The organism is Bacillus sp. FSL R12-0074, assembly GCF_038005725.1.
GTDB lineage: Bacteria > Bacillota > Bacilli > Bacillales > Bacillaceae_G > Bacillus_A > Bacillus_A mycoides.
In genome coordinates, this window is the sequence record NZ_JBBOTR010000001.1 from 4,704,232 (window position 1) to 4,727,099 (window position 22,868).

Consider the following 22,868-nt stretch of genomic DNA (forward strand, 5'->3'; position numbering starts at 1 on the left):
ATGGAAGAAGTATTACACATAAAAAACGTCTCAAAAGTGTATGAAGGAAAGGTCCCTCATACTGCTTTAAAAAATATAAATTTACATGTAGATAAAGGAGAATTTGTTGCTATCATGGGACCATCTGGTAGCGGTAAATCTACATTTTTAAACGTTATCTCTACAATTGACTCCCCTACTTCTGGTGATGTCGTGATTAATGGAAAAAAACCGCACACATTTCGTAGAGAGAAACTAGCTATTTTCCGCCGCCAAGAGTTAGGGTTTGTTTTCCAAAACTTTAACCTATTAGATACACTAACAATCGGTGAAAATATCGTACTGCCTTTAACTTTAGATAATGTTCCTTTAAAAGAGATGGACGAAAAACTCGATAACATTTCAAAGAAACTTGGAATTGATCATATTTTGGACAAGCGTATTTTTGAAGTTTCTGGAGGACAAGCACAGCGTACCGCGGTAGCACGCGCTGTTATTCATCATCCGTCACTTCTACTTGCGGATGAACCGACAGGAAACTTAGATTCGAAAGCAGCAATTGATGTAATGGAGCTATTTACGAAATTAAATAAAGAAGAGGATGCCACAATTTTAATGGTTACTCATGATCCGTTTGCAGCAAGTTATTGTAACCGCGTTATTTTCATTAAAGATGGTGGGCTTTACAATGAATTACACCGCGGACTATATCGCGAGAAATTTTATCAAGAAATATTAGATGTTTTAGCATTATTAGGAGGAAGGCGTGGATGACGTTTTGGCAATTTGCATTTAAAAATGTCTCGCGTAATTCTAAAGCATATTTTGCTTATTTTGTAAGTAGTGCTTTTTCTATCATGGTTTTCTTTTCATTTACTGTATACGCGTATCATCCGCGCTTACAAAATGTACAAAGCTTTCAAGAACGGGATCCTCTAATGAACTTAGCTAGTACAGCACAGCTTGTGATTGTTATGTTCTCGTTCTTCTTTCTCTTATATTCAATTGGAACATTTTTAAATGTACGGAAGCAGCAATTCGGGATACTCACGATTCTCGGTATCTCACAGAAACAATTAAAAAGACTGTTATTTACTGAAAACATGATAATCGGGACATTGTCCATCTTTATCGGTATACAAGGTGGCCTAGTGTTCTCTAATTTTTTCTTATTAGTCACTTCAAAATTAACAAGTGCGAAAGGTCTCTATTTATATTGGCCAACAGAAGCGATTATCGTGACAACCGTAACGTTTATCATTTTATTTTTAATCGTTTCTACATTTACACCTATGTTTATTCGGACTCGTAAAACAGTCCATCTTATTAAAGGGAACAAGAAAGTGACAGCCGAAAAAAGGCCGTCTATAATCATTTCGATATTTGCTTTAACTTGTTTAGGGTTATGTTATTATATTGCTGGTTATCCACAAGGCTACGTAACCGAAAAAAATGTGCAAAACGGATCTGTCTTCTTTATTATATTATCTATTTTGCCACTCGTAGTAGTCGGAACATATTTTTTCTTTTCACAAACATTTCTTCTTTTTATCTATATTTTAAAGAAGCGTAGAAAGTTTTATTTGAAACAAATAAACATGTTATGGATTTCAGACTTAGTTGCTCGTACCCGTAGTAATATTAATGTACTCTTTATCGTTTCTATGCTATCTGCGCTTGCATTTACGATTATTATCGGACTATTTGCTGCGAATAATAATACAAAAGCGTCGATACTAGAGCGATATCCTATTCCCTTCACATACAAATTAGAAGGGGATCATTCCCTTGAACGAAAGCACGTTAATACTATTGAATCCGAACTTTCCAATGCTCATTTTCAATATAAAAAATATAAATTTACGCTTTTAAAAGATAATGCTTCAAAAGAAGAGATTGCAATTATGAAAATGAGTGATTATAACGAAATTGCTAAGCAGTTAAAGAGACCTACAATCACCCTTGATTCAAAAGAAGTTTACATTATTTCTGGCTATTCACCAGAGCTATTAAACCTTGTATCAAATCCATTTGTAAAACAAAATACAATTACGCTTGAATCCAATAAAAAGGAGTTTTATATAAAGGGATTTATTAACAAAGGAATAGCACCACCATTTGCATTAGCAAATTTAGTTATTATGCAAGATTATGCAATCGATACTATGATTCCTCATATTGAAACCATTACAGTTTATAACTACTTCGTGGATAATTGGGAAAATGCAATTATTCCAACGAAAAATATATTAAAAAGTATTAGTAATGACACCGAAAAATATTATGAGGCACATAAAGACGATAAGCATGCATCTCCCGTCCCTTTTAATATTTATACAGCTACTGATGAGTTACTCCATAATAAAGAAAATGCAGTTGCTCAATTCTTTATTTGGGCATTTCTTAGCTTTATCTTCTTTATCGGTGCGGCTAGCGTTTTATACTTCCGTATGTATAACGACTTAACGAATGAAAAACAAAAGTACATTACGATTACAAAACTGGGCTTAACTGAATCAGAAATGTTTCGCTCCGCAACGATTCAATTAGGAATTTTATTTTTCGTTCCTTACATCGTTGCTGGTGTTCACACGTTATTTGCGGTTAAGTTTTTACAAAGCATGTTTTCTTTCTCGTTACTAAAAGAGTTACTGATTGTACTCACCTTTTTCGGGATTATCGAGATTGTTTTCTTTTTCTTAATCCGCTCTCTGTACATTAATAAATTATCACAGCATATAAAAATATGAATAAAATAGCCTTGTGCATATTGCACAAGGCTATTTTCAATAGTTTTTAAATAATTAGCAGCAATATCCACCATAGCCGCCGCCATAGCCACCATAACCGCCGTAACCACCATAACCGCCGCCGCCTCCGCCGAAGCAGCTAGCACCGATAATGATTAATAAAATAAACAATACGATTAGAAGCGCAAAACCGCCGCCGCACCCACGTCTACGGTCGCAATCATCATGTCTGCGGTTACAATCATCATGTCTGTGTTCACACTTTTCGCTCATTACTCTATTCCTCCTTTAGTATCATTCATAACAAGATCGTCTTGCTCTAAATGAGGGGATTCCATTTATATTATGTTTTCAGGGCAAATAGGAAGCTTGGCACTCCTAAAAACGGGCTTGTTTCATGAAAAGAGCCCCAACACAAAAAGAGGATACCTTTAAATAGGCACCCCCTTCTTCTAAACAAACATATTAAGTAAAAGCGCAAAGCCGAATGCAATAAATGATAACAATGTCTCCAGCACCGTCCACGTTTTAAACGTTTCTTTTACTGTCAAACCTAAATACTCTTTTACAAGCCAGAATCCTGCATCATTTACGTGAGAAAACATTAATGAACCTGCACCGGTTGCAATAACGAGTAATTCTAAATTTACACCAGACATGTGCTGAATAACCGGTGAAACAATTCCCGCTGCTGTCGTTAATGCTACAGTAGCTGAACCTGTTGCAATTCGGATTAATCCCGCTACCATGAACGCTAAGACGATTGGTGATAATGAAATGTGTTCTGCCATTTGAGCGATGGCTGTTCCAACGCCGCTTTCAATTAATATTTGTTTAAATCCACCGCCTGCACCAATTATTAAAATAATGGAACCGACAGGTAGTAAACTTTCATCTGTTAATTTTTTAATCATCTTTTTATTAATTCCTTGTTTTATACCAAGCAAATAAAACGCTGCGAAACATGAAATAAGTAAAGCGATTACCGGACTTCCTACAAATACTAAAAATTCAGTTATTTTTTTCGGTAATGAAATATATGGTGCGACTACTGATAAAATCATTAAAACTACTGGCAGTAAAATAATAAAAAATGAAACTTTACGACTCGGTAAATCAGTTGATACTGTCGTAACTCGAACAAGCTCCGGTTCATTTTCAGGTATAACCCTCTTATGTACCCACTTTGCAAATACCGGTCCTGCGATAATTGCTGTTGGTAACGCGATAATTAATGAATACAATAGTACCTTTCCTAAATTCGCATTATAAATACCGATTGCTGTCATCGCACCTGGATGCGGCGGCACTAGCCCATGTACAATCGATAATCCAGCAATAACAGGTAACGCAATTAACAATATATTTTGTTTCGTTGTTTTTCGAATTGAAATAACAAGTGGTAATAAAATGACGATTCCCACTTCAAAAAACACTGGAATACCTATAACAAATCCGGCGAATAACATTGCCCAAGGTAATTTTTTCACCCCGAAGAATCGAATGAAGAAATCTGCTACTTGCATGCCAGCCCCTGAATCGGACATCATTTTCCCTAAAATTGTTCCGAGAGCCAAAATACCAACTAAATGCCCTAGTACACTACCAACACCAGTTTCATAGGCAGTAACAATTTTGGTCAAGTTCAACCCAGACATAATAGCTAAAAATAGACTAGCAACTGTTAAACTAATAAATGCATGCCACTTCCACCACGATACCCCTAAAATAACAATTGCGATCGCAATTAACGTGACGATTAATAAGTATATATCCATATCCCATTCCCCTTCGATATGAAAATTTTTTACAAAAAAAGAGGGAATTGGTCCCTCTTCACTTTTTACACATCATAATTTACAACGTAATGCTGCATTTCCGTATTGTAGTAGCCTTCACTATATTCAATTACTTCGCCAACTTCATCGTAAGAATAGCGCATACGTTTTAATAACGCTGTTCCCTCTTTTTCTCCTAACGCTTCTGCAACGAAATTAGGCGCAAATCCAACAGCAAATTCATCTCTGAAGTTTTCTAAATGTATACCACGGTCCTCGACTAGATCATAAAGCGATTGTAAGTCAAAGTCCGCTAAGTCTGTACTTGCCATTTGTGCTGAGAAATAGTGCGTATAATGAATGTACGGAGTATCATTTAAAGCATATAGACGCTCAATACGAAAACTCTCTTTACCAAACAAACGAAATGGTACTGTTTCTTCTTCATTATGAACCACTTCTGCCTTTAGCAATTTCTTTTGTACTTTATAGCCTTCTTCCACTAACACTTCTGTAAATTTCTTTCCCTTTGAAAGCTTTGTCGCAGAAGTATTTCGAATGACTTTCGTTCCTTTACCACTTTTCTTTTCTAAATATCCTTCTTGAACGAGTTCTTTAATTGCGTTTCGCACTGTAATTTTACTCACTTTGAACTCTTCTTCTAATTGTGGTTCAGAAGGAATATTTGTATGAATGGCATAAACACCATGTAATATTCGATCACGAATAATATTTTTAATTTGTAAATATAATGGACCTCTTTTTCTCGTTACGTTCACCGTTACACCCACTACCTTTCTACATCACCTACTGATGCCGTCATTACCCGAAGTATATCTTTCTCTGATGACATTGGCGTATCACCGACGATTGTATGTGCAAGCATTCCAGCTGCTGACGCAAATGAAACAGCTTTCTCTGGTGCAAAATCTTCTATCTCGCCATGAATAATTCCGCTCGTATAAGCATCTCCAGCACCTATTCTATCATATACAGAAAACGTAAGTGTTTTGGCAAAAGTGAACGTCCCATCTTTACATATGAATCCGCGAAGTGAGTGTGTATTATCGCTATTAATAGAACGATGTGTCCCAGCAATTGTAGCGATATTATATATTTCAGCGACTTTTGGAATAAGATCAACAAGCTGTGATTCTCGCTCCGTCTCTTCCGTTTTCATTCCGAGAACAAACATCGCATCTTTTTCATTCATCATTACAATATCGGCAAGGCCTAGCATTTCTTCATAATGAGGTTTCGCCTGTTCATACCCATCTTCTCCCCAAAGCGATGGACGATAATTACAATCAAAGACAACAGTGCCTCCATTTTCTTTAACTGCCTTCGCCAAAGATTTCATATGATGGCGCACAGTATCATTCATCGCAAGTGTAATTCCGCAAAAATGAACGATATCAATTTCTTTTGCGATTTCTTCAAATTGGTACATCTCTTCAGATGCTGTATTGAAACTACTTTCTAATCGGTTCGAATATGTAACGCGGCTTGCGCGTGCTCCAAATCCATTTTCTAAAAAGTACATACCAACATATTTACCGCCTCTTGAAATAAACGATGCTTGAATCCCTAGTTTTTGAATGTGCGATACCGCCGCATCTCCAACCGAATTTTCCGGTAAAGTTGAAATAAGAAGCCCTTCATTCCCTAGATGAGAAAGTGCTGCTGCGACGTTCACACCTGTACCAGAAAATGAGTAATTTAGCGTGTTTGCTTGCGATAGCAATTCATATCCTGGCACTTGCAGGCGCATCATTACTTCACCGAATGCTGCAATCTTCTTACGCATATTGATCAACTAACTTCTTCACGACCGCTAGTAATTCACGAACATCTTCTGTTTTCGTATTGCCAGTTTCTTTATCAATAATAGAAGAGTACACGTGCGGGATAACTTGCTCTACGTTTGCTTCTAATGCAATACGTACAATTGTTTCAAAGTTTTCTTTATCAATTCCGCCCGTTGGCTCTAATGCAAATCCTTCTTCCGCACATGCTTTCGCAACAGCGCGATATTCTTCTTCATGAGCTAAGCCTTTCATTGGGAAGTATTTCAATGAATTCCCACCCATATCACGTACAAGTGCGATTGCTGTTTTAATTGGAACGATTGCTTTTTCTTCCCCAGCCGCACTAATTGGGCCAGTAGAAATATTTACGTAACCTACTTTTCCTGTAGGTGATACTAAACTATTAATCCAGCTATCTTTGTCGCCAAGATTTGCGCGCGTCGCTCCTACTGAAGGGAACACTTGGTTAATATGACTACCAGGATAATGCTTCGCAATTTCAGCTACAACTGCCGCTTGGCGATTATCTCCTGCTCCTAGTCCGATTGATACAGCGTCATCAATTTCTTTTCCGTATGCTTTCATCGCTGTAACTGCTTCTTCTACTGTTGGATAATCTTTTGATAACACACCGACTACTACATAACCTTCTGCTGCTTCAAAAATGTCTTTCGCATTTCGGGTATTGTTCGCTAATACATTTAATGCTACGCGGCCTTTATAAAAACGTTTTTGAATTTTTGTCATCTTAGTTTCCCCCTACAATTTCTCTCATTTTTTCTTCAATCACATGTATGTCATCGCCTTGAAGTGGACGTGGATCGATATCAAAGAACCCTTGTCTTACTCCGTAATCACGTGTGTAAATTGCGATTTCCCCTTCGCGTAACGCGGTCACAACATCTTTTGCAGTTTTATTTAATTCGTTCTCGTTAATATGAATACGCGCTCTAAAAATTGCTCTTCCAGCTTCATCTTGAACGATCGTTACATTTACACCGTTTAACTCTTTCAGCGGCATAAGTACTTGTAACAACTCTTTTTCTTGTTCACTCTTATCTTCTTTTACTCCGTACTCATCAAGCGCTTGAAGTAAACCGAAAGTCGTCTCTTTCCCAACTTTCATACTTCTTCCGATGCAATGTAATTGTACTTTTAGCCATTCAATATATTTTCGTTTCCCGCCGACAATACCAGAAGTAGGTCCTTCAATTGCCTTTGAACCGCTATAAATTGCAAGGTCTGAATACTTCACATACTTTTGAATATCTTCTTCAGCTGCCGCATCGACGATAAGTGGTACGTTATTTCGCTGCGCAACTTCCCATGCTTCTTCAACAGAAATCATATTTTTTTGTACTGCATGATGGGATTTTACATACAGAATCGCAGCTGTATTTTCGCCGATTGCATCTTCAATATGTTCCGCTTTTCCTTCATTTGCGTAACCGACTTCAACTAACTTACCTCCGCCTAAATAAATCATCGTTTCAACAGGAGCACCGTATTGGACGTTATGACCTTTTAACATAATCACTTCGTTTTTCAGGATTACTTCTTGATGAAGTCTTTCACTTTTACGGCGATTTCCTTCTGTAACGATACCAGCGATAGAAAGCGCAATTCCACTCGATGCTGAGTTCACAACGACCGCTGCCTCTGAATCTAAAATTCTCGCAATATGGTCTCCCGCTTTATCTACTAAATCGGCAATTTCCACATAATTTTGTCCACCATGCTTCATCGCATCCATCACTGTATCTGTCGGAGCGGATACACCTAAAATACTCATTCTACCACTCGCATTAATAACTCTTTTTAATCCGTACTTAGCATTCAATGAATGACCCATTGATTACAACCCCTTTCGTATCAATTCTTCTTTCAGCAATGCGCTGATCCCCTTCTGAATCAATTAACGTAATCGGTTCATCTTTCACCGTAAATAAAGTTAAGTTTGCAATATCCCCTTCTTGAATACGGCCAAGCTCTGGTTTCTTCAGCCACTCTGCCGCATTTTTCGTCACCGCATCAATTACTTCTTCTAGCGGATAACCTAAGTAAAGGAATTTCGAAAGAACGTGAGCCATACTATACACTGGACCGTGTATACGGTTCTTCCGGTAAATATCTGTACTAATTGTATTAAAGGCAATACCGTGACGCTTCGCCGCTTCTGCTACTTTAAAAGAAAAACTAGCATTACCGTGACCAACATCTAAATGAACACCGCGTTTCACTGCATCTAATAACACAGATATCGGTTTTCCTTCTTCATCAAATAAATTATTTTCTTTCCCGTTTAAGTAATGTGTAATGACATCATCTTTTTCTAAAAGAGGTACAACTTCCTCTATACGTGGAGGCGCTGAACCGATATGTACCATAATCGGCAATGATGTTTCACGAGATAAAGAGCGCGCTACGTGCAGCGGTTCAATTCCGCTATCACAAATGACACTTTTACTCATTCTCGCTTTTAATCCAACGATTACATCTTTATACTTTTCTACTGCATCTATTACTTTCTCTTTATCTATCCATTCCATATTGGATAATTCATCAATTCGTTTCAAACCGATGCGAGAAATATTTAAAAAGGCAAATAAATTCGTTTTTGCCTGTTCTCTACTTAATACTAAATCCGCAATGCGATCAGCCCCGCAGCTTCCCGCATCAACAATTGTCGTTACCCCTTGCTTAACGCCAATTTCATCTACCTCATCGCCATACGGATCAAACTCTGGAAAAGCATGAACGTGCAAATCAATCCATCCACTCGATACGTAAGTACCTGAGTAATCAAGAACCTTTCCACCCTCGCCAGCACCAGCTTTCGTCACCTGTGCGATTTTATTATTTTCAACTACAATGTCAATCTCTTCCCCGTTCACACGCTTCACATTACGTAGCACGAATCGTTCTGTCATTGTATTTCCACCCTTTTCTATAAGAAGCCATAAGAATACGCTTACATTAAAGTTTCATTTTATATCTTTTTCACATATTTAGAGTATCACAAAAAAAGGAGGGAGTAAATATAACGTTATAATGTTTAATTACACATCTATTCCTCCGCTAGATAAAGATTTAGTGGAAAAATGCTTAAAAAATTACATATTTCTGTTAAAAAACATGGTTTTAGTCATGGACAAATGAATCATTTGGAAATCGCAAGGAGCTGAAACCACATATCGTTATTACTCTATGAAATGAATTAAAAACAAAATTAACCGTACAAGAACTGTGTAAAATATTAGATATTACCACGTTCCACATTTTATCGTTGGTTACAGACAACAGAATGCCCTAAAGACGATATAGAAGAGAAAGTAAAGACGTTCTGTCTTAGGCATAAATTACGATATGGGTATCGAAGAGTGAACACCGCTCTTCGAAAAATGGGGCTGTGTGTCAATCATAAAAAAGTATTACGAATCATGAACCAATATCATATACTCTCGAAAGTACCTCGTAAGAAAAAGAAATATATCAATGGTGCGGAACCAGCTGTAACTCCTCATCGATTAGAACGTCAATTTGAATCGTCAGCCCCAAGTGAAAAGTGGTTTACGGATGTAACCTACCTATTATTTGAAGAGCGTACATTGTATTTATCAACGATTATGGATGCCTTTAATCGCGAAATTATTAGTTATGTCATCAGTGAATCACAAACTCTAACATTAGCGATGAAGACATTAAAACAAGCAATGAGAGGGCGAAAAGTAAAAGATGTCATCCTTCACTCAGATCAGGGGAGTATTTATACTGTGAAGGAATTTCAAGCGTATGCCAAAGAAAAAGGCATTATCACCAGCCTGTCCCGGAGAGGAAATTACCATGATAATGCCTTCATGGTAAGCTTCTTTGGTCATTTAAAAAGCGAAGCTTTCTATTCACAAAAGATAATAAAATTATCCAACACAACTGTGCGAAAGATTGTGCTAGAATACATTCATTACTACCATTGTATGCGAATTCAAGAAAAGTTAAACCACCTATCCCCTAAAGAATATAGGGAATAGATGGTTTAGGTGTTTTGATATGTGTTCCGTTTTCAGGGTTCGCTTCAATAATTAGGTTTTTTATATTAGTTGAATATAGTTTTAAATTTTATGAACTTGGACATAAGATTTTACTAACTTTGTTCTACTTGAATTAGAATAAATTTTAATATCATATTTTACATAGACATTATAAGCATCTTTGTCTACATATTTTTTTACTGTCCACCAATAATTTGTACCTACTTTTAAATCTGAAGAAGCTTTTCCAACTAGATTACCCACAACACCTGACCATACTGGTTTAAGAATTATTTTTGCAGCCCATCCTGAAATTCCACCACTAACAGCTGCTATTAACCAGCTTGTACCTGTATTGGAAAATACATTACTTTCATAATATGTATTTAAATATCTCCAATTATAACTACCATCAGCAATTACAGCTCTTTGTGGAGAATCTTTGTCAGGTTTTATTTGAGGAATACTAGGTTTAAATAAGGGCGCATCTTCTTCCGAACCGGAATAAATTAGTGTGGATAAATTATTTTCTTCTGTAATATTTATTTGATCAGTTTCATCAGCCTTTGCAAATTGATTGATAGAAACAAGAGAGCTTGTCGTTAGTAAAGTGAATACAGTTAAAACCTTAGGGATTTTTCTAAACATTTCTACACATTCCTTTTTAGAATTTTCTGTATATAATATATATTATAGTAAATATTATATAAATCAAGATGAAAATTACCTTTTTTTCAAAAAAATGTAAAATGCGGTGGCGAAATGTTTAGAAGTGCTGTTAGTAATACAGATAGAAACATTAGTATTGTTATCATTGCAATATCAGTTTCTTTATATGTTTTATTTAAAGAACAAAGTATATTTTATATAATGGCTAGTTTATTATTTATAAAGACTTTAATTTTCAAACCAATAACTATTAAAGATTTTGTTATTGATGTTTTTGGACTTTTATTATTATATGGTTGTATATATATTACTATTAAAATATTCTAATGAATAACAAGATTAATAGACCTTTTAGAGAATATTTTATACTTTCCCTTTGTATGGATACTGACAAGCAGATAAAATCGAAGAGGACATACAATATACTATACCTATACAAGAACATCATCACCAATAGTCAAGAGTATATATGCCTAAAGAATATTGATGAGGCCCCGATCTTTTTTACTTTGAATTAAAGCCTTTGAGAACGTATTAATTACAATCTCCTCATATGAACATTGCTTTTTCTATTATTATGTACAGAGATAATAAATTTGTTTAACAAACGCCAGTCATGTTATTCAACAATCAAGCACGAGTGTTGAATAACACAGATAGAAGATGACTAAACCTTTTATAAAAACCAAACTTAAATCTGCTATAGAAGAAACCATTTGAATCAAAAATTTTTCAAAATGGTTTCTTTTTTTATAGTAAAGCATGAGTATTTGAAGTGTTTTTAATCAAACTTTATTTCAAACCTACAGGATACCGTTATAGAAGATTATGTTACAGTAATTATGATTTCTTTATAGATTAATTTATAAAATTAAAAAAGAAAATAAAGACTTAAAGTTGACATTAGATCATTTTATATACTATTTAGTAACTACTTAGTGTTCTCGAGATAAAGTGAAACTTTATCTCAAAGGAATCTCTATTCTTGAACCGTCACAATAACCCCGTCCATATTGTTCCCCGAAATTTCATATTGCTTATTTACTGGAACATTCACGTTCATACGATCTGAAACTTTATAATAAGAAACCGTATATTTCTTACCTTCAACCTCAGTTGAAACTTCTTTTTCCTCTTTTAAAAAGTCCAAATATTCCTCTAACGTAATCTTCTTTTTTTGCATAATTGCGCTATGTGGTAAGCCGACATAACGTATGTGCCACGGCTCATATTGAATGCCCGTAATATCACTTTTATTTTTCGGATAACGTAAAACAAATCCGTGCTTCCATACGTTCTCTTCAATCCATTTTCCTTCAGGAGCTTTCTCCATTTTCTTTTGAGTAGACCCAACGTCGAGTGATAATCCTAAATTATGTTCACTATATCCTGCTGGAAGTGCATAATCAGATCCCATTTCTTTATATAATTTACTTTGTTCTTGCAAATCTCGGTAACCGCTACTCATTAAGAAATGCTGTACTCCATCTTTCCCAGCTGCATCGACAACGTTCAAAAACTTTTTTACAACACCCTTTGATAAGCGAAGATTTCTATCAAATATTACATAGCCTCTTACTAATTCACTATTGTGATTTACATTTATAATATCGGACCTAACACTATCTTTTTTAACCGGGTAATCTTTATTAACTAATAGTAGATCCCCTTTATAAATTTGTTCCTTTGTGACCTCTATCTTTTCAGTGTTCGCGGCTTTTACTTTGTAATCTTTTTCTGCAATTTTAACATCGATCTCCTTTTGAAATACTGGTGATATATAAAAGCCTACACATGCTGTACATACTATAAAAAGAGAAATAAATACCCACTTTTTCATTTCTAGTTCCTCCTTAACGTAACTTACGTATAGAATAGAAAAAACTATTAAAATAAAAAGTGGGGTAAAGTTTAAATTTTTATTAAATTGCTTTGCTCTCTTCTTTTGGTAATCTCACTTCAAATATCGTTCTAATTACGTTACTTTCAGCAGAGATTGTCCCATCATGCTGTTCGATAATATTTTTTGCGATAAATAGCCCAAGGCCTGTTCCGCCCTGTTGCTCTGACCTCGCCTTATCACCTGTATAAAACATATCAAATAAATATGGTAAATCTTCTTCTGGAATGCTATCGCCGTAATTAATAATTTGTACAACTACCTCTTCATGATCAATATATCCGTTCACATCAACAAACTTTCCATCGTATCCATAGCGAATCGCATTCGTTAAAAGATTTTCAAATACTCGAGCTAACAATTTCCCGTCACCGTTAATAGGTAAATGCGAATCCATATTCAATCTTGCTTCTAAACCTTTTTTTTCTAATAACGGATATAATTCTTCATCTAACTGTATAAGTAATTCACTTATATCAATTGGTCTTTTTTCAATTTGCAACATGCCATAATTCATTCTCGTTATTTCAAATAATTCATCAATTAAGATTTCAAGCCTTTCGGATTTCGTAAAAGCAATTGTGGAAAAATGTTTAATTTGTTCCTTCGTCAAATTCTCATCTTTAAGAATTAAATCTAAATACCCTAAAACAGATGTTAGCGGCGTTCTTAAATCATGAGCTAAGTTGACAATGAGCTGATCTTTACTACTTTCCGCAAAGTCTCCTCGTTCAACCGCTTCTTTTAATTTTTCACTTGCTACATTAATTTCGCGTGCGATATATCCAAACTCATCATTTGATGAAACACGAACTTGATTTGAAAAATCTCCGTTCGCAAGATGATGAATCCCGTTCGAAATCTCATCAAAATATTTTAAATACGGTCTAGTAAGGAAGAAGAAAAACATAATGGACAGAGGAATAAATACAATTAAAAAGAAATTAATGTCCCCAATTTGTCTTACCATTGAACGAAATTGGGCTAAAGGATCCTCATAACGAACTGCTAATTTATAATAGAGACGTAGCCCCTCATAAATTAAATACGTTACGCCACCAGCTAATATCATACTTAACGCAAATAGCATAATCATCTTCGAGCGAAAGCTTCTCATCGTTTTAGCCATTGAAAGTATAACCTACCCCCCACACTGTTTTTATTAACTTATCCTTTCTTTTATCTTCCCCAAGCTTTTTTCGCAAAGTACGGATATGTACCATAACTGTATTTCCACTTTCGTAATACCCTTCAGCCCATACTTGCTGAAAAATATTTTCCACACTGTACACTTTCTTCGGATGACTTGCTAATACATATAAAATATCAAATTCTTTTGGTGTTAATTCAATCGGCTCTCCGTACACATTTACTGTTCTTCGCTCAGGATCAATAGCGACTCCGCCTATTTCTAAAGCAGATTTATTCTCCGCTACTTTCGGCTGATTTAACGTAAGAAATCTACGCAGTTGTGCATTTACACGTGCGACTAATTCAATCGGTGTGAAAGGCTTTGTCATATAATCATCTGCACCTAATACAAGACCTGTCACTTTATCAAAATCAGATGTTTTCGCACTTAAGAAAATGATTGGCATGTGGTGCTTGCCGCGAATCTGCCTCGTCACTTCATACCCATCCATTTTCGGCATCATAATATCTAAAACCACTAAGTCAATTGGCTGCGTTTGAATAATATGCATGGCTTCTTCTCCATCAGCTGCTTTAACGACGTGGTAACCCTCTTTTTCTAAATGTATCTCAATTAAATCAGCAATTTCCGCTTCATCATCAGCTATTAAAATTGAAATGTGCTTCATTTTAGTCCCCCTACTTTATTCTGTTTTCATACGCTCGATTTTAAACTAGTCTATCCAATTTGTACAATAAGAAAAGGCTACTCATAAGAGTAACCTTGATAAATGAAATTATATCGGCAATTTTCAAAATATATCAACTGTAATTTAAATTATATCAGCGATTTTTTAAATATATCGACTTACCGACAATTAACGACAAAATCATCCCGCTATTTGCAGGTAGTCAGTACTAATAAAAGCTCCCATTCATCGCTCAAAAATAATCCGCTGCTTTGTTATTTCTTCCAACCTGCCTCGATCTACTTCATACTCACGTTCAATACTTTGCGGTACCCTTACTTTTCCGCCTTCAAGCATCACTTCCGGTGAAATAATATCCTTCTCCCAATGTCTACTAGAAGCAGATATATCTCCAGGAATCGTAAAGTTTGGCAATGAAGCGAGTGCAACATTTTGAGCTCGTGAAATCCCCATTTCTACCATGCCACCGCACCAAACTGGTATGTTATGCTCCATACAATAATTATGGATTTGAACGGACTCTGTTAATCCGCCCACTCGCCCTGGTTTAATATTAACGACGCGGCAACTGCCAAGCGTAATCGCAACACGTGCGTCTTCTAAACTATGAATGCTTTCATCTAAACAAATCGGTGTTTCAATTTTCTTTTGCAGTTGTGCATGATCCAGAAAATCGTAATCCGCTAACGGCTGCTCAATCATCATAAGCTGGAATTCATCTAGTCGTTTCAACTTCTCCGTATCCGCTAATGTATAAGCTGAATTTGCATCAGCCATTAACGGGATATTCGGAAACTCTTTACGAATTTCTTTCAGCAATTCGTAATCATGTTCTGGCTTTATTTTCACTTTAAAGCGCTCGTATCCTTCTTTCGCGTACTTCTCGATTTGTTTTAACATAGTGGGAATTGTATTGATCCCAATCACAACGCCGACTTCAATTTCAGACCTATTTCCGCCAAGCAATATCGCTAACGACTGCTTTTGACGCTTCGCATATAAATCCCAAACAGCACCTTCAATTCCGGCCTTTGCCATTCGGTTTCTCTTTATATGTTTGAACAAAGACGGTACTTCATTCGGATGAGAGATTTCAGCTTTCAATAAATCTGGTAATAAAAAATCCTGAAGTACATGCAGCGCTGTCTTCACCGTTTCTTCCGTATACCACGGTTCAGAAAATGCAACGACTTCACCAAAACCAATGTATCCATCTGTATCCTCTAATTCAATGACGATACTTTCACGCTTTTCATAAGTCCCGTAACTTGCCGCAAACGGGATAATGAGCGGCATTTCCGTTATATAAAGTGTCGCTTTTTTTATTTCCACCTACATCTCCTCCACTAATTGTCTTAACTCTCGTCTTAACAATTTCTTCGAAGCATTTCGTGGTAATTCCTCTAAGAAACATGCTTTCTTCGGCACTTTATATTTCGCTAATTTCTCTTCGCAAAAACGAATAATTTCTTCTTCTGTTACGTCTCCACTTTTTACAACAAAAGCAGCTGGTACTTGTCCCCAACTTTCGTCAGCCATACCGACAACACCCGCTTCTACTACCGCCGGATGAGAGAGCAATACTTCTTCAATTTGAGCTGGATATATATTTTCTCCGCCAGAAATAATTAAATCACTGCGGCGATCTAATACGTATAAAAATCCTTCCTCATCTAAATAACCGAGGTCACCAGTATGAAGCCATCCATTTCTGATCGCCTCATGCGTCGCATCTTCACGGTTAAAGTAGCCACCTGTTACGTTCGGTCCTTTTACTACAATTTCTCCTTCAGCACGGGGCGGCACAACTACGCCGTCTTTTTCAATACGAAGCTGACACTGAAATAGTGGTTTTCCTGCTGATCCTACTTTCGTTAACATGTAATCTGCTGTTAACGTACAAATTTGCGATGATGTTTCTGTCATACCGTACGTTTGATACACAGGAATTCCTTTTTCCACACATGTTTCTAATAACGGCTTCGGTGCTGGTCCCCCCCCAAGTAACATGCATCGTAAAGAGGATGGATATATACCTTCGCCAAGCCGTTCTAATAAATCTGTTAGCATTTTAGAAACGACAGAAATAATCGTAACGCCTCTCGTTTGAAGTGCTTTATGAATAAAATTAGCATCATATTTTGGAACGAGTAAAATGCGCATACCGTACATAATATTTTTCATTAAAAGAGATAACCCGCCAACGTGGAACATTGGCATACAAGCTAACCAACAATCATCATCACGAAGCCCTAAATTAAGCGAAGAACCGACTGCACTTGCCCAGTGGTTACCGTACGTTAAAACAACGCCTTTCGGTTTCCCTGTCGTCCCTGACGTATAAATAATTGTCATCGCTTCTTCTAAAGAGAATTCTTCTTGTATAAATGCTTCCGCCTTCGGTCCTTGCATCACTTCAGCAAATGAACATACTGGAACATTTTCCGTCTCAAACTCTTGATCCGTCACTAAACAAACAACTTCCGCATCATCCATTTGCCAAAGTAGCTCTTCTCTTGAAAGACGCGTATTTAAAAGCACAGCTACTGCACCTATGTAAGATAGGGCGTGAATAACTGTAATCATCTCCATACCATTTTTCATCAGAACAGCCACCTTTTGCGCCCGCTTCACTCCTACATGCGTGAGGTGTTCACAAACAGATACTACTTTTTCATGCAGCTGCATGAAAGTAACCTTCTCCTCTTCAATTTCAATTGCAGTGCGATCAGGTGTTAAAAATGCACGTTGCATTAACCAATTCGGCATCGTCTCCATCACTCATTCTCCTTTCATGAAAGAAAGAGACCTGATATGACATCAAGTCTCTTAGTTGTTTTGTTTCCGGTGTGATCTTTTGGGAGCGTCTCACATTGTGTGCGAGCCGCTTCCGTCTAAGAACCTTCCGCACGAGAAAGTAAAAAACACTTTCTATACGAAAGAACCTTAGCCTACGGGGCTAAACAGTCGGCTCCGCTTTTAAAACATCCAGCTACAGCAGCTAGAATGTTCGGTGGCTTCACTTCTTCCTACGATGCAAAAAGCGCCTCTCTGTCAGAAGCTCCATCCCCCTCACATTCTGAACGAGCTGCTTCCGCTTTTGGTTTGATCACGGGAAACGAGGGAATTGACCGAAGTCCGGAGTGCGTTTTTCTTTGAACGCGTCGCGGCCTTCTTTTGCTTCGTCAGTTGTGTAGTACAATAACGTTGCGTCTCCAGCTAGTTGTTGAATACCAGCTAAACCGTCTGTGTCTGCGTTGAATGCAGCTTTTAGGAAACGAAGTGCCATTGGGCTGTTTGCTAAAATTTCTTGTGACCATTGTACTGTTTCTGCTTCAAGTTCTTCTAATGGTACTACTGTGTTTACTAAGCCCATATCAAGTGCTTCTTGTGCACTATATTGACGGCATAGGTACCAAATTTCACGAGCTTTCTTATGGCCTACCATACGAGCTAAATAACCAGCTCCGTATCCACCGTCAAAGCTTCCTACTTTAGGACCTGTTTGTCCGAATACAGCGTTGTCTGCAGCGATTGTTAAGTCACATACGATATGAAGTACGTGTCCACCACCGATTGCATAACCTGCTACCATTGCGATAACCGGTTTAGGGATTGCGCGAATTAGACGTTGTAAGTCTAATACGTTTAAACGTGGGATTTGGTCGTCACCTACATAGCCACCATGACCGCGAACTTTTTGATCGCCGCCAGAACAGAATGCACGTCCACCTTCACCTGTTAAAATGATAACGCCAACATTTGCATCATCACGAGCGTGTGCAAAAGCATTGATTAACTCCATTACCGTTTTAGGACGGAATGCATTATGTACTTCAGGGCGGTTAATCGAAATCTTTGCGATGCCATTGTATGTTGAATAAATAATATCTTCGTAATTGCCTTCTTTTACCCATTCAATAGTCATTACTATTACCTCCTTTTATATTTCTGATCTCCGCTATAAGTGCAACTTCCTTCTTGCTAAAAAAAGTATCACTGCATAGTTTTTAGAAATCCCTTTACTATTGTATCAAACTTTTCCGGTTGTTCCACATGAATTGCATGGCCAGCCCCATCAATTTTGACAAATTTCGCATGAGGGATGCATTTTTCGATGTTTTTTAATAGGCGAAAGAACTTTTCATCGCTTTCTCCATTCAGTAAAAGGACAGGTATTTTTAGGTTTTGCAATTCGTTCCACCATGAAGGCTGAGCCCCTGTTCCCATGCCGCGAAGACTATTTGCAAGTCCTTTTGGATTATTAGCAAGTCGTTCTTTTCGCACCGCTTCTTTTACGTTTTGCGCTAAACGTTTTTGCGTTTCAAATAGCGGAATATTTTCCCACATCGATACAAAACTTCGGATGCCTTCTTTCTCAATTTTATCAGCAAGTCGTTCATCTTTTTCCTTGCGTTCTTTTCGCTCCTTTGCACTCTCAAGTCCAGCTGTACAGTTTTCTAAAAGAAGCGAACGCACATATTCTGGATATAAGCATGCCATCGTAATCGCAAGTCTACCACCCATTGAATAGCCAAGTATGTGCGCATTTTCAATATGAAGATGATCCAGTAGTTCTTTCATTTGCAGTGCCACATTTTGAATATCATAATGCGTCACATCTTCAGGACTTTCCGTTTTCCCGTGTCCAATAATGTCTACTAGAATGACTTGAAACTGCTCGCTCCAAGAAGGAATAAAGGAACCCCACGTTTCCATGCTTCCCGTAAAACCATGAAGAAGTAGAAGTGGTTCCCCGCTTCCAGCTACTTCATATTCATACGATACACCTTGCAATGTTACTTTCATTTTGATTCACCTTGCAAAGATGTAGTAATAACGTCCATTGTTTTTGCCCATAGTTCACGATGTAATTTCAAGTTTTCTTCGCGATTCGTACAAATTTCCACAACGTGTAATCCATTCGTTTTCGTTCCAGTTTGTACTTCTTCTCGGAAGTTTTCCCAACCATTTACACGGCTAAATGAACCACCATACATTTTGACAACATGTTCATAATCAAGCCCAATTGGTGTTCCAAATAATGATTCGAAATGTTCCTTTTTCTCGTATTGTGGTAAGAATGAGAAAATACCTCCACCATCATTATTTACAACAACAATCGTTATATTTAACTCATGTAGTTTCGCGGCTAATAGTCCGTTTAAATCGTGATAAAATGATAAATCACCGATTACTAATACGAGCGGATCACAAATAATACTCGCTCCTAAAGCTGTTGAAATGATTCCATCAATACCATTTACACCGCGGTTCGCCATTACTTGAATGTTTTTATCCGATGTGAAGAAAAATGAATCGGTATCGCGAATTGGCATACTATTACTCGCAAATAACGTTGCCCCTTCTGGTAATACACGTACAATATCCGTAATTACTTTTCCTTCAAACGCCGTTTCATATGTTTCCATCTCACGAAGCGTTTCTCTCGTTTTCTCGTTTATATGTTTCCACATTCCGAACCAATCATTCTTTTTCATAACTGGCACTTTCTCTAGTAATGCTCTGCAAAATTCACTGTCACTAGCTTGTACAACTTCTGTCGCAACTAGAGCTGGATCTCTCCATTGTCCAGATTCATCGACAACGATATGAACAGCTTTCGTTTGTTTTTTGATGAACTGCGTTAATGCTTTAGAGACAGGCATTCCTCCGAAACGAATTAAAACATTCGGCTTCCACGTTTCTTTTAACAATTCATTTCGTAAAAATGTATCGTAACAATCTATAACCATCGTTTTATCATGATTACCACTACGGAGGTTAGAAAGTGGATCTGCTAAAATTGGATACCCTGTTTTCTCAGCTACTTTCATAACAACTTCTGTTATTTCTGGATGACTGCCGTCTCCACAAATAATAAGCCCCTTTTCCATATGTGAAAGGCGCCCTACAAGAGAATCTACATATTCACTCGGCATCGTCACGTTCCCTTGCTGAACTACTCCTGTATATTCACCACGCCCTTTATCCCATAAACTTTCTAATGAGAAATCCGGTATAAGCGGCTCGCGAACTGGAAAATTAAGATGAACAGGTCCTTGCGGCGCTAGAAGTGCGCTTGCTATCGTACGCTGCGTTGTCATTCGAGCGTAATGATACATTGCTTCACTCGCTTCAGGAAGTGCCATCTCTGTAAATTGCTTCACAAAAGTACCGTATAAATTAAATTGATTCATCGCCTGTGGTGCACCCACATCTCTTAATTCATGCGGTCTATCCGCTGTTAATACGATAAGCGGCACTCGTGAATGAAACGCTTCACATACAGCTGGATAATAGTTCGCTGCTGCCGTCCCTGACGTACATAATAGCGCAACAGGACGTTTTTTTGCTTTCGCAATACCGAGCGCAAAAAATCCTGCTGATCTTTCGTCTACATGTAAATATGTTTTCATTCCTTCATGTTGTTCCATTAGTAAGGCAATCGGCGTTGACCGTGAGCCAGGACTAATGACAACATCACATACATTTAGACGCGTCAGTTCGTCCACGAACGCGCCTAAATAATATGATAATGCTTCTATATGATTGTTCATTTCATTAATTCCTCCAAAGCACCAAGCATCGGTCTAAACTTCAAACTTGTTTCTTCATATTCAAGCTGCGCTACTGAATCAATTACGATACCACAGCCGGCAAACAAGGATGCCTTCTCGCCATTTAATAATCCGCAGCGAAGTGCAACCGCAAATTCACCATTTCCTTCATCATCTATAAAGCCAATTGGTGCACCATATAATCCTCTATCTAAAAGCTCTACATCACGAATTAATTTCAACGCCTCATGACGAGGTGTACCACCAAGAGCTGGTGTTGGATGTAATTCTTCTACCATCGTTAAAAGACTTGCATCACCTTTTGCTTCTACTGGCGTATATAAATGGATTAAATTTTTCGTCGTTAATAAGCCTGGGCTCTCCGGAATATTAACAGATTCGCAATGCTCACTTAGCACACCTCGAATCATGTTAACTACATAACCGTGTTCAGCCAAATTCTTTTCATCATGAAGAAGCGTCTCACCATTTTGTTTACTTTCTTCTATAGAATTACCATGACCAATTGAACCAGCAAGGCACATCGATGTGAACTTCTCGCCTTCTTTTCGAATCAATCGCTCAGGTGTCGCCCCTAAGAAGCATGCTCCTTTATAATCAAAAGAAAATACGTAACAATCCGGTTGCCCAATGCGAAGCGCTTCTAAAACAAGAACGGAATCAATATGCTGATCCATCGTTAATTTTAGCTCCCTTGCTAATACAACCTTCTGCACGTTCCCTTGCTTCATTTCATCTTGCACTTTTCCAATCGCGTTCATCCAGCCACTCGGATCAACTTCTACTTTAGAAGTAACTGTTAATTTTGATCCTACTAGTGCACATTTACTCTCTTGTAAAATTCTCTCTTCTACAGAAATAATTTCATTATAAAGAGTTTCTGCACAATCTTCAGCTGAAACGAACTGATTAATCGTTAACCACGCCTTTTCATTTTTTACAGTTAATAAAAATGCTGGTAGTGAAAATGTGGTATCATCAAATTCTTTCCAAAGATTCGTTTTTTCTTTTTCTTGGTCAAATGAAAATCCACCAAATAAAAGAGGACCTGTTCCAAATTCGTATCCTTCTCTTTGTACGAATGCTTTCTCTTTTACTTTATCCCACTCGTCACGAGCAGTTTGAAAGCGTTTGTGAGAAGAATTTGCTATAGTGAAAACAGAGCCAATTCCAGCAAATATTACATGCTGAGCTGGGTCTGCAAAATAACATCTATTTTCGAATGCGATCCTTTTTCCTGCTGCATAAAACAGAAGTGGATCCACCCAATCTATTTGTTTTACAAAACTAACTAATGTTTTTTCATCAGTCGCACGCTTAATAGCTGTAACAAGAACTTCTTGTAAGCCTTTTCGTTTCGTTTGAATCACAATTGTCTCCCCCCTATGGGCGAAAAATAGTCATAATTACGCTTGATTTTAAGATACACCTCAAAGGAAAGGCCTGTCAACGTTTAGCATTTCTGAGAAATTCACCTTCTCTTCCTAGAAAATAAACGTTGACACTAAATGATGCTTTTTCTACACTTAATTGT

At 37.2% G+C, this 22,868-nt stretch carries 19 protein-coding genes and 1 pseudogene; 3 read left to right on the top strand and 17 right to left on the bottom strand.

From position 1 onward, the window contains the following. Together NSS97_RS24505 and NSS97_RS24510 are read left to right on the top strand one after the other, a co-directional pair. Entirely contained in the window at nucleotides 1-753 is a 753-nt protein-coding gene (locus tag NSS97_RS24505) for an ABC transporter ATP-binding protein (protein WP_000393251.1), read from the top strand. Next, nucleotides 750-2,729, top strand: a complete 1,980-nt coding sequence (locus NSS97_RS24510; RefSeq protein WP_341114247.1) for an ABC transporter permease — start codon at nucleotides 750-752, stop codon at nucleotides 2,727-2,729. Before NSS97_RS24505 ends, NSS97_RS24510 begins: the two co-directional genes overlap by 4 nt. A gap of 54 nt (nucleotides 2,730-2,783) precedes the next feature. On the opposite strand, the gene NSS97_RS30535 is transcribed toward NSS97_RS24510, so the two are convergent. The 7 genes from NSS97_RS30535 to NSS97_RS24550 form a co-directional block, all read right to left on the bottom strand. After that, nucleotides 2,784-3,002, bottom strand: a complete 219-nt coding sequence (locus tag NSS97_RS30535) for a YjcZ family sporulation protein (RefSeq protein WP_044443832.1) — start codon at nucleotides 3,000-3,002, stop codon at nucleotides 2,784-2,786. Between the two features lie 179 nt (nucleotides 3,003-3,181). Beyond that, the gene (gntP, locus tag NSS97_RS24525) at nucleotides 3,182-4,507 is read right to left on the bottom strand and encodes a gluconate permease GntP (protein WP_002167483.1); all 1,326 of its coding nucleotides are present in this window, start codon (nucleotides 4,505-4,507) and stop codon (nucleotides 3,182-3,184) included. 65 nt (nucleotides 4,508-4,572) lie between these two features. Continuing rightward, a complete protein-coding gene (locus tag NSS97_RS24530; protein WP_107887302.1) occupies nucleotides 4,573-5,298 on the bottom strand; it encodes a UTRA domain-containing protein in 726 nt (241 codons plus the stop codon). After that, nucleotides 5,298-6,314, bottom strand: a complete 1,017-nt coding sequence (locus tag NSS97_RS24535; protein WP_341114251.1) for a sugar kinase — start codon at nucleotides 6,312-6,314, stop codon at nucleotides 5,298-5,300. The genes NSS97_RS24530 and NSS97_RS24535 overlap by 1 nt, the downstream gene beginning before the upstream one ends. After that, nucleotides 6,307-7,062, bottom strand: coding sequence for a 2-dehydro-3-deoxy-phosphogluconate aldolase (dagF, locus tag NSS97_RS24540; protein ID WP_341114253.1), 756 nt, complete (start codon nucleotides 7,060-7,062; stop codon nucleotides 6,307-6,309). Before dagF ends, NSS97_RS24535 begins: the two co-directional genes overlap by 8 nt. Nucleotide 7,063: 1 nt before the next feature. Beyond that, complete coding sequence (locus NSS97_RS24545) at nucleotides 7,064-8,167, bottom strand: DgaE family pyridoxal phosphate-dependent ammonia lyase (RefSeq protein WP_016120964.1); 1,104 nt, start codon at nucleotides 8,165-8,167, stop codon at nucleotides 7,064-7,066. Beyond that, on the bottom strand, nucleotides 8,145-9,245 hold the full coding sequence (locus NSS97_RS24550) for an amidohydrolase/deacetylase family metallohydrolase (protein WP_107887299.1): 1,101 nt from the start codon (nucleotides 9,243-9,245) through the stop codon (nucleotides 8,145-8,147). The genes NSS97_RS24545 and NSS97_RS24550 overlap by 23 nt, the downstream gene beginning before the upstream one ends. Nucleotides 9,246-9,481: 236 nt before the next feature. Here NSS97_RS24550 and NSS97_RS24555 point away from each other — a divergent pair. Then, a pseudogene (locus NSS97_RS24555) lies at nucleotides 9,482-10,343 on the top strand (IS3 family transposase); the annotation flags it as partial. An 81-nt stretch (nucleotides 10,344-10,424) separates the two neighbouring features. Here NSS97_RS24555 and NSS97_RS24560 read toward each other — a convergent pair. The 10 genes from NSS97_RS24560 to NSS97_RS24605 all read right to left on the bottom strand — a co-directional run bounded on the left by NSS97_RS24560 (nucleotide 10,425) and on the right by NSS97_RS24605 (nucleotide 22,704). After that, nucleotides 10,425-10,991 (bottom strand): hypothetical protein, encoded by a 567-nt coding sequence (locus NSS97_RS24560; RefSeq protein ID WP_341114254.1) that lies wholly within the window; start codon nucleotides 10,989-10,991, stop codon nucleotides 10,425-10,427. Nucleotides 10,992-11,991: 1,000 nt separating this feature from the next. Beyond that, nucleotides 11,992-12,852: a D-alanyl-D-alanine carboxypeptidase family protein gene (locus NSS97_RS24565; protein WP_107887296.1), complete on the bottom strand. Its 861-nt coding sequence runs from the start codon at nucleotides 12,850-12,852 to the stop codon at nucleotides 11,992-11,994. Between the two features lie 82 nt (nucleotides 12,853-12,934). Then, complete coding sequence (locus NSS97_RS24570; RefSeq protein ID WP_002164874.1) at nucleotides 12,935-14,041, bottom strand: HAMP domain-containing sensor histidine kinase; 1,107 nt, start codon at nucleotides 14,039-14,041, stop codon at nucleotides 12,935-12,937. Then, a complete protein-coding gene (locus tag NSS97_RS24575) occupies nucleotides 14,034-14,732 on the bottom strand; it encodes a response regulator transcription factor (RefSeq protein WP_044443814.1) in 699 nt (232 codons plus the stop codon). The genes NSS97_RS24570 and NSS97_RS24575 overlap by 8 nt, the downstream gene beginning before the upstream one ends. A gap of 246 nt (nucleotides 14,733-14,978) precedes the next feature. Further along, nucleotides 14,979-16,085: an o-succinylbenzoate synthase gene (gene menC / locus NSS97_RS24580; protein ID WP_107887295.1), complete on the bottom strand. Its 1,107-nt coding sequence runs from the start codon at nucleotides 16,083-16,085 to the stop codon at nucleotides 14,979-14,981. Continuing rightward, nucleotides 16,086-17,531: an o-succinylbenzoate--CoA ligase gene (locus NSS97_RS24585; RefSeq protein WP_107887294.1), complete on the bottom strand. Its 1,446-nt coding sequence runs from the start codon at nucleotides 17,529-17,531 to the stop codon at nucleotides 16,086-16,088. Between the two features lie 331 nt (nucleotides 17,532-17,862). Beyond that, nucleotides 17,863-18,681: a 1,4-dihydroxy-2-naphthoyl-CoA synthase gene (gene menB, locus NSS97_RS24590; protein WP_002089233.1), complete on the bottom strand. Its 819-nt coding sequence runs from the start codon at nucleotides 18,679-18,681 to the stop codon at nucleotides 17,863-17,865. A 68-nt stretch (nucleotides 18,682-18,749) separates the two neighbouring features. After that, the gene (gene menH, locus NSS97_RS24595) at nucleotides 18,750-19,562 is read right to left on the bottom strand and encodes a 2-succinyl-6-hydroxy-2,4-cyclohexadiene-1-carboxylate synthase (protein WP_044443809.1); all 813 of its coding nucleotides are present in this window, start codon (nucleotides 19,560-19,562) and stop codon (nucleotides 18,750-18,752) included. Beyond that, nucleotides 19,559-21,313 (bottom strand): 2-succinyl-5-enolpyruvyl-6-hydroxy-3-cyclohexene-1-carboxylic-acid synthase, encoded by a 1,755-nt coding sequence (menD, locus tag NSS97_RS24600; protein ID WP_107887292.1) that lies wholly within the window; start codon nucleotides 21,311-21,313, stop codon nucleotides 19,559-19,561. Before menD ends, menH begins: the two co-directional genes overlap by 4 nt. Then, a complete protein-coding gene (locus tag NSS97_RS24605; RefSeq protein WP_002015812.1) occupies nucleotides 21,310-22,704 on the bottom strand; it encodes an isochorismate synthase in 1,395 nt (464 codons plus the stop codon). Before NSS97_RS24605 ends, menD begins: the two co-directional genes overlap by 4 nt. Between the last annotated feature and the right edge of the window lie 164 nt (nucleotides 22,705-22,868).